This window comes from Nocardia sp. alder85J, from assembly GCF_020176955.2.
Classification (GTDB): Bacteria; Actinomycetota; Actinomycetes; order Mycobacteriales; family Mycobacteriaceae; genus Nocardia.
In genome coordinates this window covers 133,437-142,165 of sequence record NZ_JAIUCZ020000017.1, presented here as the reverse complement: position 1 = coordinate 142,165, position 8,729 = coordinate 133,437, and the positions used below count along the sequence as shown (strand labels likewise).

The window sequence follows — 8,729 nt, the reverse complement described above, 5'->3', positions numbered from 1 at the left end:
GGATGACGTTGCGGACTGCATTCACCGAGAAGCTCGGCGTTCGATATCCCATCGTGTCGGCCCCGATGGGCGGCGAGGCCGGCGGGGCGCTGGCCGCGGCAGTGTCCGAAGGCGGCGGCCTGGGCATGATCGGCGCCGGTCGCGGTGACCGCGAATGGCTTCGCCGCGAGGCCGGGATCGCGCGGGCCGCCACCGAGAAATCCTGGGGCATCGGCTATCTCACCTGGGCCGTCACCGAGGACGCCATTGCCGACGCGCTGTCCTACGAGCCTGCCGCGCTGATGCTGTCGTTCGGCGATCCGACCCCGTACGCCCGCCTGGTCCAGGATGCGGGCACACTGCTGATATTGCAGGTGACAGACGGAGAGGAGGCCCGGCGAGCCGTCGACCTCGGTGCCGACGTGATCGTGGCCCAGGGCGGTGACGCCGGCGGGCACAGCGGCGAGAACGCCATCGGCACCATGTCTTTCGTGCCCACGGTCGTCGACATCGCCGGATCGGTTCCGGTGCTCGCGGCAGGAGGGATCGGAGACGGCCGCGGCCTGGCGGCCGCGCTGGCGCTCGGCGCGGCCGGCGCGCTGATCGGTACCCGCTTCCAGGCCAGCCCCGAGACGCTGATCTCGGACGAGATCGGTAAGGCGCTGGTAGCCGCCGACGGCGAACAGACCGAGGTGAACCGCACGCTCGACATCGCCCGCAACGCCCCGTGGCCCGCGAACTATCCGGCCCGCACCCTCCGCAATGCCTTCCTCGACCGCTGGCGGCACCGTGACGACGAATTGCGCAGCACCCCGGCCGCATTGCGTGAGTACGAGGAGGCCGCGGCCCGCGGTGACCTCTCGGCTGTCCCGGTCTGGGCCGGGCAGGCGGTCGGCCTGGTCACCAGCATCGAACCGGCAGCGGAGATCGTGGCCACCCTCGTCGCCGAGGCCGAGCGGGCACTGGCTCGGATCGGCCACTGAGACCGCCACCGTCGGCAACGGCGGGCGGTCCCTGCTTGGGCTCGACAGCTGTGACGCGCACCGCTGCCGGCGTCGCCCGCGCCGCTGTCGGCGCAAGCGAGAGGTAGGCTGCCAGTGGACCGTGACTGGCGCCTGTGGATGGAATCGACCATCGGGAAGCGGTCCCGAATGCTTGCCGCGCGCCTGGGCCTTCACCGATTGGGAGGCTCGAATATGTCCGAATCCACGGCATTCCGCTCCGGTCTGGATATCGTGCGCGCGGTCGAACCGCGTATCGCCGAGGCGATCGCGCAAGAACTCACCGATCAGCGCGAATCGCTGAAACTGATCGCCAGCGAGAACTACGCATCCCCGGCGGTGCTGCTGGCCATGGGGAACTGGTTGTCCGACAAGTACGCCGAGGGCACCGTCGGGCGGCGGTTCTATGCGGGCTGCCGCAATGTCGACACCGTCGAGTCCATCGCGGCCGAGCACGCGCGGGAGCTGTTCGGCGCGGAACATGCCTATGCGCAGCCGCATTCGGGTATCGACGCGAATCTGGTGGCCTTCTGGGCGGTGCTGGCGCAGCGGGTGGAGGTGCCGGCGCTGGAGCGTGCCGGGGTGCGGCAGGTCAACGATCTCACCGAGGCCGACTGGGCGGCGCTGCGGCGCGAGCTGGGTAATCAGCGCATGCTCGGCATGTCCCTGGACGCCGGTGGGCACCTCACCCACGGTTTCCGGCCCAACATCTCCGGGAAGATGTTCGATCAGCGCAGTTACGGAACCGATCCGGACACCGGGCTGCTCGACTACGCGGCGGTGCGGGCGACCGCGAAGGAATTCCGGCCGATGATCCTGGTGGCAGGCTATTCCGCGTATCCGCGACGCGTCGATTTCGCGGCGATGCGCGAGATCGCCGACGAGGTGGGCGCCACGCTGATGGTCGACATGGCCCATTTCGCGGGTCTGGTCGCCGGAAAGGTGTTCACCGGCAACGAGGATCCGGTGCCGCACGCGCACATCGTCACCAGTACGACGCACAAATCGCTGCGCGGGCCGCGCGGTGGTCTGGTGCTGTGCGATTCCACGCTGGCCGATCAGGTGGACCGTGGCTGCCCGATGGTGCTCGGCGGTCCACTGCCGCATGTGATGGCGGCCAAGGCGGTCGCGCTGGCGGAGGCTCGGGCCCCGCAGTTCCAGGACTACGCACAGCGGGTGGTCGACAACGCCCGTGCGCTGGCCGAGGGATTGCTGCGGCGCGGCGCCCGTCTGGTCACCGGCGGCACCGACAACCATCTGGTGCTGATCGACGTCTCCGGGTACGGGCTCACCGGCCGCCAGGCCGAATCCGCCTTGCTGGAGGCGGGAATCGTGACGAACCGCAACGCGATTCCGCGCGATCCGAACGGCGCCTGGTACACCTCGGGCATTCGGATCGGCACCCCGGCGCTGACCACTCGCGGTGTCGACGCGGCCGGTATGGACGAGATCGCCGGCCTCCTCGATATCGTGCTGCGGGCCACCACCCCCACCGGTAAGGCTCGCTACACGCTGGCCGACGGCGTCGCCGAGAGCGTCCGGGCCCGTTCGGCCGATCTGCTCGCCCGTCACCCGCTGTACCCGGGTCTGGAGCTGCAATAGTCCTCCGCGCCGGGTGATTTCGAACCGGCGTCGCCGTACGTCTCGGGCCCCGGCCGGCGGGTGGCGGAAGTCGGCGGGGCCTGGATCATGTTGTGCGACTGCTGAAACGCCGCCGCCTCGGCTGTTCCCAGTGCCGGGAACGGCCGGGGCGGCCGTGTTGACTCGATGTCGTTGCCGTGCCTGGATGCAGCGGAGGAACGATGGCCAGTGGTCGGGTGTGCGTCGTCTATCACTACTATGAGGCCGATTCGACGTATCGGGAGAACCTGCTTCATTTTCTGGTGTTCGGAATCGTGCCGGAGGTCGAATATTTCATCGTCATCGCCGGGTCCGTGACGCCGGAACTTCCGCAGGCGCCGAACATTCACTATGTCTTCGCGCCGAATGTCAATCGCGACTACGGCGGGTATTCGTTCGCACTGAAGCGGGTCGTCCCGGTCGGCCGGTACGACCACTTCGTCTTCGTGAACTCCTCGGTGCGCGGTCCGTATCTGCGCGCAGCCGACGGCAGGCCCTGGTACGAGGCACTGCTGGGGCTGATCCGCGACGACGTGGCGCTGGCGGGCGCGACGATCAACATCCTGCCGCCGACCTCGTGGTTCGCCCGGACGTTCGTCGAACGGCACGGCGGACCGCCGCGTTGTTCCCATGTGCAGTCGATGGTTTTCGCGTTGCCCCGGGCGCGTTTGATCGAACTGCTGGCGGCCGGATTCTTCGACGCCGGCGGGGTTCCCGTCGACAGGGCGACTCTGATCGTGGACTACGAGATCCTGTTGTCCCAGCGCCTGATCCGGGACGGCTGGAATATCCGTTGCCTGCTCCCGGAATACAACACGGTCGACTACCGGCGGCACCATGCCGACGTCAATCCGACGTCGGCCGAGGGCGATCCGTGTATGCCGGATGCCTATTTCGGCCGTACCATTCATCCCTTCGAGTCGATGTTCGTGAAGACCAACCGGAACATCTATCCGCCCGGGTACCTCGCCGGGGTCACCCGCGCCATGGTCGCGGTTCGTTCACTGCTGGGTCCCCGGCCGTGGAGCGACTCGCTCACCGGCTATGTCGAGGACACGATGAGGCAGGTCGGCTCCAGCCTGGTGTGACGGCTGCGCTCGCGATCAGGTGGCGCGGCCACCGGGTCGGCCGAGGGCGAGGTCGACGGCCGCGCGCGGGGTCGGCGCGACGAGCGCGGCCTCGACCGGTGTGCCGGTGGCGTCGAGGATCGACCAGCCGCCCAGCGACACCACCGGCAGCTCGCGGTGCCGGGCCAGCGCGAGTTCCGAGAGGGTGCCCCAGGAGCCGCCGATCACGATCACCGCGTCGGCCGAGGCCACCAGGACGGCGTTGCGGGCCTCACCCAGATTCGTGTACACGACGGCGGACAGGCCCGGGCACACCGCGCCGCGGTCCGCGTCCGGCCGGATGCCGACCACGAATCCGCCTGCGCCGGAAGCCCCTTCGGCGACCGCCGCCATCACGCCGGCGCCACCGCCGCAGAACACCACCGCCCCCGCCTCGGCCAGCAGCCGGCCGACCTCCCGGGCCCGGTCGGACTCCGCCGCCGTGCAGTCGCGGGGGCCGCAGACCGCGATCTGGGGCCGGGACGGTGCGAGGTCGGGCGTTGCGGTGGGCACGGCGGTCATGCTAGCGGTGGCGGCGTTGCGACCCCGGTGCCGGATCTGCGGGTAATCTCGGAGAATGCCGGGTGTCGAGGGCGTGCTGTACGACATCGATGGAGTGCTGGTGACCTCCTGGCGGGAGATCCCCGGTGCCGCGGCGGCCGTGCGCCGCATTCGTGCCGCCGGGCTGCGGCGGGCATTTCTCACCAACACCACCTCGGTCACCTGCGCGCAGATCGCGGCACGGCTCAATGCCGCCGGTATCGAGGTCGATACCGACGAGATCGTCACCGCGGCGCGGCTGACCGCCGCCTATCTGCGGCGGCAGCACCCCGGGGCGCGGGTCTGGGTGCTCAACCACGGGGATGTCGACGCCGATCTGATCGGTGTCCCGCGCGACGACGAGCATCCGGAGGTGGTGGTACTCGGCGGCGCCGGCGCCGAATTCACGCATCGCGCACTGAGCCGGGTGGTGGAGTTGATGCTGGCCGGGATTCCGGTGGTGGCCATGCAGGGCGGCACGACCTGGGCGACCGACGACGGGCTGCGCATCGACACCGGCGTCTATCTGCCCGGCCTGGAGACCGCGGGCCGGGCGCGAATCACGGTGGTGGGCAAGCCCTCCGGCACCGGCTTCCGTACCTGTGCGGAGTTGATCGGCAGCCTGCCCGCGAACATCGTGATGGTCGGTGACGATCTGTACTCGGATATCCTTGCGGCACAACGGATCGGGATGATCGGTGTGCTGGTGCGCACCGGTAAGTTCCGGTCGGCGGTGCTGGCGGGCACGCCGCGGCCGCCGGATCATGTCGTGGACTCGGTGTCCGATCTACCGGAGGTGCTGGCGGGCATGGCGGGCGGGTTCGCGTAAAGACGAATCGCGGAAATTAGTCTATGAAATTCCTCTCAATCAAAGTTCCGGTCCGGTGATGAAGTCTCGGATGCCGGCCGATCCGTCGCAGTGTCGCCGATCGCGCGCGCAATGTCGTGCGATTAAAAACTATGAGAATTATTAAAAAACGTCTTCCCCTGTTGCGGCGGTACAAGTAGGGTGTGCGTGGCTAATAGTTGGTGATCGCCGATGTTCGGGCGATAGCGAGAGAGAAGTACGTAATGGATGCAATCATCAGCCTGCTCACCCTTGCTGCCAACTTGGTGACCGCACTGGGTACGGGCTCGTCCGCGTTAGGTTAAGGCATGCAGCCAACTTTCGGCTAATGTGAAGTGCCACGAAGCTGGAAAGGAAGACCCCGATCCCTGACAACCGGATCGGGGCTTTCGGTATTGTCTGGCGCAATGTCACAGGAAACGAACGCGGGCAGGATGTACGCCGGGCAGCCCGTAGAAGACCGGCAGCGGCAGCGACGTGCGCGTTTTCTGGAGTCCGGTCTCACGGTGTTCGCGCGCGACGGCTATGCCAACAGCTCGGTCGGAGCCATCTGCAAAGACGCCGGACTCTCCTCGCGGCAGTTCTACGAGGAGTTCACCGGCCGGGAATCGTTACTGCTCGAGCTCTACGAGCAGATCGACAGGGAGTCAAGGGAATCGGTGGCGGCGGCGCTGGCCGCCCACGCGGACGACTCCGCGGTCGAGACCATCGATGCGGCCGTGCGCGCCTATATCGAGTCGATCGGCCGGGATCCGCGCAAGGCCCGGGTGGCGCTGGTGGAGGTGGTGGGCGCGGGGCCCAAGGTGGAGAAGTTCCGGATCGAATTGCGCCGCGCCTGGGGGTCTTTGCTGGCCAGTGCCGCCGAGGATGCGGCGCTGCACGGTGAGATCCCTTCCGGCGACTACGAGATGCGCTCGCTGGCCATCATCGGGGCGGTGAACTACGTTGTCGACGCCTGGAGCGGGTCGGATCCGCGGCCGGCGCTGACGGACATGATCACGGTGCTGCGCCGGGTGATAATCGGCGCGGTGAGTGCCTGAGCGCGACCCGGCCTCGTGATTCGATAGCATCACGGCGTGGAATCGGCGGGAACGACGGCACCGAGTTTCGTTCTGTGCGGGGACAATCCGCTGGTCCATCAGCTGGCAGTGCTGTTGCTGGACCGGTTCCGCGATGCCACGGTCACCGCCGTGCTGCCCGGCCCGGACCACGACTGGGTGGCGCCGTTGCGGGTACTGGACCGGGTTCGTGTCCTCTTCGCGGTTCGGCCGGACGAGGCCACGTTGCGGGCCGCGGGGATTGCCGATGCGTATGCTCTGGCGTTGCTGGACAACGGCGACGTCGAGAATTTCCACGCCGCGCTGCGGGCGCACGAGATGAATCCGCGGATTCGGCTGGTGATTCGAATGTTCAACACGGGTCTGGGATTTCGAATCCGAACGTTGTTCGCCGATTGTGTGGTGCTGTCCATCTCGGAAATGGCCGCACCGTCGTTCATCGCCGCGGCGCTCGGGGAACGGGCGCTGACATATCTGCGGCTCGGTGAGCGCACGCTCTATGTCACCGAATCCGGTACGGAGTCGGCGCATCCGGTGATTTGCGGGGTGCGGGAGGGCCCCGCGGGTGTCGAACTGGTCGCGCCGGGTGAATCGGCGGACCGGACACTGGTACTCGCGACCCGGGAGCCGTATTCGCCGGGCCGGCGCCACCGCTGGCTCGGAACCTTCCGTTATCTGATGCGCAACAGCCTGATTCGGGTGCTGCTGGTGCTGCTGGCCCTGATCGTGCTGGGATGCTGTCTGCTGGCGGCCACCGGAACCGATTGGGGCGCGGCCGCATACGAGACGCTGCTGGACGCGGCGGGCGCCGCGGGTTCGGAGCCGGAGAAGAAGCCGCTGTTCAAGGTGCTGCAACTGTCGATCATCTTCACCGGGCTGGCGATGACCCCGGTGGTGACGGCGCTGGTCGTGGGTGGGGTGCTGCGTGCCCAGCTGACCGCCTCCGCCCGGCCCGATCCGGCCCGCTACGAGAACCACGTGGTGGTGGCCGGTTTGGGCAATGTCGGGATGCGCGTGGTCGAGCAGCTCAGCGATCTGGGGGTGCGGGTGGTCGGCCTGGACCACGACGAGAACGCGCGCGGCATCACGCTGGCCCGTTCGCTGGGTGTGCCCGTGCTGATCGGCCAGGCGACCTGGGAGGACACCCTGCACGCGGCCGGGGTGGCGCGGGCCCGCGCTCTGGTGCTGGCCACCAGCAGCGATGCGGTGAATCTGGAGGCCGCCATGCTGGGCCAGTCCTATCGCGAGGACCTGCGGGTGGTGCTGCGGTTGTCCGACGACGACCTCGCCGAGCGGGTGCAGCGCAGCCTGCGGAAGGCGGTGGTCCGCAGCGTGTTCCAGCTGGCCGCTCCCGGATTCGTGGCGGCGCTGGTGGAGAGCCGCGTGATCGCCACGCTGTCGGTCAACCAGACCACGCTGCTGGTCGCCGAACTGCCGGTGCAGCCCGGATCGACGCTGGCGGGTGAATCGGTCACCGCCGCCGACCTTCCCGGCCGCACCCGGCTGCTGGCCGTGCAACGCGCGATCGGTGCGGAACCGGCCTGGCAGCCCGGCCCGGACACCGTCCTCGCCCCCGGTAACCGCCTCGTCGCGATCGCCACCCGCGCGGGCCTGGACGAACTGTCGGCCCGCTGCGCGGCACCCTCGGCGGCGCACACCGAGTGATCGTGTCGCGTGCGATGGTTCCCCGGCCGGGGCCGGTAGCGTGACCGCGCATGGAAACTGTCCCGATCCAGTTGCCGGACGGGAGCACCGTTCCGGTGCGGATGCTGCCCGCGCGGGGGCCGCATCGGCATCCGATCACCGTGGACACGCCGCGGGCGGTGATCGTGATCGTTCCCGGGCTCGGGGTACCGGGGGTGTACTACAGCGATTTCGCGCGGGAGCTGGCCGGTCGCGGATTCGACGTCGCCATCGGGGAATTGCGCGGTAACGGGGACAGCACGCCCGCGGCGGGGCCGTCCAGCGCCTACGGGTATCAGGAACTGGTCGCGGTGGACTTTCCCGCCGTGTTCCAGGCGATCCGGGACCGGTTCCCGGCGAGTACGCCGATTCTGCTGGGGCACAGTCTCGGTGGTCAGCTCGGGGTGATGTACGCGGCCCGGATCCGCGGGCGGCTCGGCGGGCTGATCCTGGTCGCCTCGGGCACCCCGCATCATCGTGGCTACCGCGGGCTCGCGGGTCCGGGAATGGCGGTCGGCCCGGCGGTGGTGTCGCTGGCGGCCACCCTCTTCGGTTACTGGCCGGGCGATCGGATCACCGCCGGTGGGTTCGGGCGGCAGTCGAAGGTGCTGATCTCGGACTGGGCCCGGTTGGCGCGCACCGGGCGATTCGTCCCCGTCGACGCGGATATCGACTACGAGGAGCGGATCGGGCGGCTGACCCTGCCGGTGCTGTCGATCACGCTGCGCGGTGACGAGCTCACCCCGCGTGGCTCCGCCGACCAGCTGCTGGCGAAGCTGCCCCGGGCGCGGGTGGTGCGGTGGCACAACCCGGAACGCCTGGGGCACAACGGCTGGATCACCGCTCCCGGGTCGACCGCCGACCGGATCGAGACCTGGGTGCGCGACCTGTAGGC

Annotated in this window: 8 protein-coding genes and 1 riboswitch; of the genes, 7 read left to right on the top strand and 1 reads right to left on the bottom strand. The window is 68.8% G+C overall.

All coding sequences use genetic code 11. From position 1 onward, the window contains the following. Positions 1 to 2 precede the first annotated feature (2 nt). From LBW94_RS41850 to LBW94_RS41840, 3 genes are all read left to right on the top strand, one after another. Positions 3 to 962 (top strand): NAD(P)H-dependent flavin oxidoreductase, encoded by a 960-nt coding sequence (locus LBW94_RS41850; RefSeq protein WP_225056695.1) that lies wholly within the window; start codon positions 3 to 5, stop codon positions 960 to 962. Positions 963 to 1,073: 111 nt separating this feature from the next. Beyond that, positions 1,074 to 1,158: riboswitch (ZMP/ZTP riboswitch) on the top strand. Positions 1,159 to 1,175: 17 nt separating this feature from the next. After that, on the top strand, positions 1,176 to 2,582 hold the full coding sequence (locus LBW94_RS41845) for a glycine hydroxymethyltransferase (RefSeq protein WP_416277061.1): 1,407 nt from the start codon (positions 1,176 to 1,178) through the stop codon (positions 2,580 to 2,582). A 200-nt stretch (positions 2,583 to 2,782) separates the two neighbouring features. Beyond that, positions 2,783 to 3,688 (top strand): hypothetical protein, encoded by a 906-nt coding sequence (locus tag LBW94_RS41840; protein WP_225056697.1) that lies wholly within the window; start codon positions 2,783 to 2,785, stop codon positions 3,686 to 3,688. Between the two features lie 15 nt (positions 3,689 to 3,703). On the opposite strand, the gene LBW94_RS41835 is transcribed toward LBW94_RS41840, so the two are convergent. Next, positions 3,704 to 4,228 (bottom strand): LOG family protein, encoded by a 525-nt coding sequence (locus LBW94_RS41835; protein WP_225056699.1) that lies wholly within the window; start codon positions 4,226 to 4,228, stop codon positions 3,704 to 3,706. A 55-nt stretch (positions 4,229 to 4,283) separates the two neighbouring features. Here LBW94_RS41835 and LBW94_RS41830 point away from each other — a divergent pair, with 55 nt between their 5' ends. The 4 genes from LBW94_RS41830 to LBW94_RS41815 all read left to right on the top strand — a co-directional run bounded on the left by LBW94_RS41830 (position 4,284) and on the right by LBW94_RS41815 (position 8,727). Further along, positions 4,284 to 5,075 (top strand): HAD-IIA family hydrolase, encoded by a 792-nt coding sequence (locus tag LBW94_RS41830; RefSeq protein WP_225056701.1) that lies wholly within the window; start codon positions 4,284 to 4,286, stop codon positions 5,073 to 5,075. A 425-nt stretch (positions 5,076 to 5,500) separates the two neighbouring features. Next, on the top strand, positions 5,501 to 6,133 hold the full coding sequence (locus tag LBW94_RS41825) for a TetR/AcrR family transcriptional regulator (protein ID WP_225056703.1): 633 nt from the start codon (positions 5,501 to 5,503) through the stop codon (positions 6,131 to 6,133). A gap of 36 nt (positions 6,134 to 6,169) precedes the next feature. Next, positions 6,170 to 7,816, top strand: coding sequence for an NAD-binding protein (locus LBW94_RS41820; protein WP_225056705.1), 1,647 nt, complete (start codon positions 6,170 to 6,172; stop codon positions 7,814 to 7,816). A gap of 50 nt (positions 7,817 to 7,866) precedes the next feature. Then, the gene (locus LBW94_RS41815; protein ID WP_225056707.1) at positions 7,867 to 8,727 is read left to right on the top strand and encodes an alpha/beta fold hydrolase; all 861 of its coding nucleotides are present in this window, start codon (positions 7,867 to 7,869) and stop codon (positions 8,725 to 8,727) included. Positions 8,728 to 8,729 lie beyond the last annotated feature (2 nt).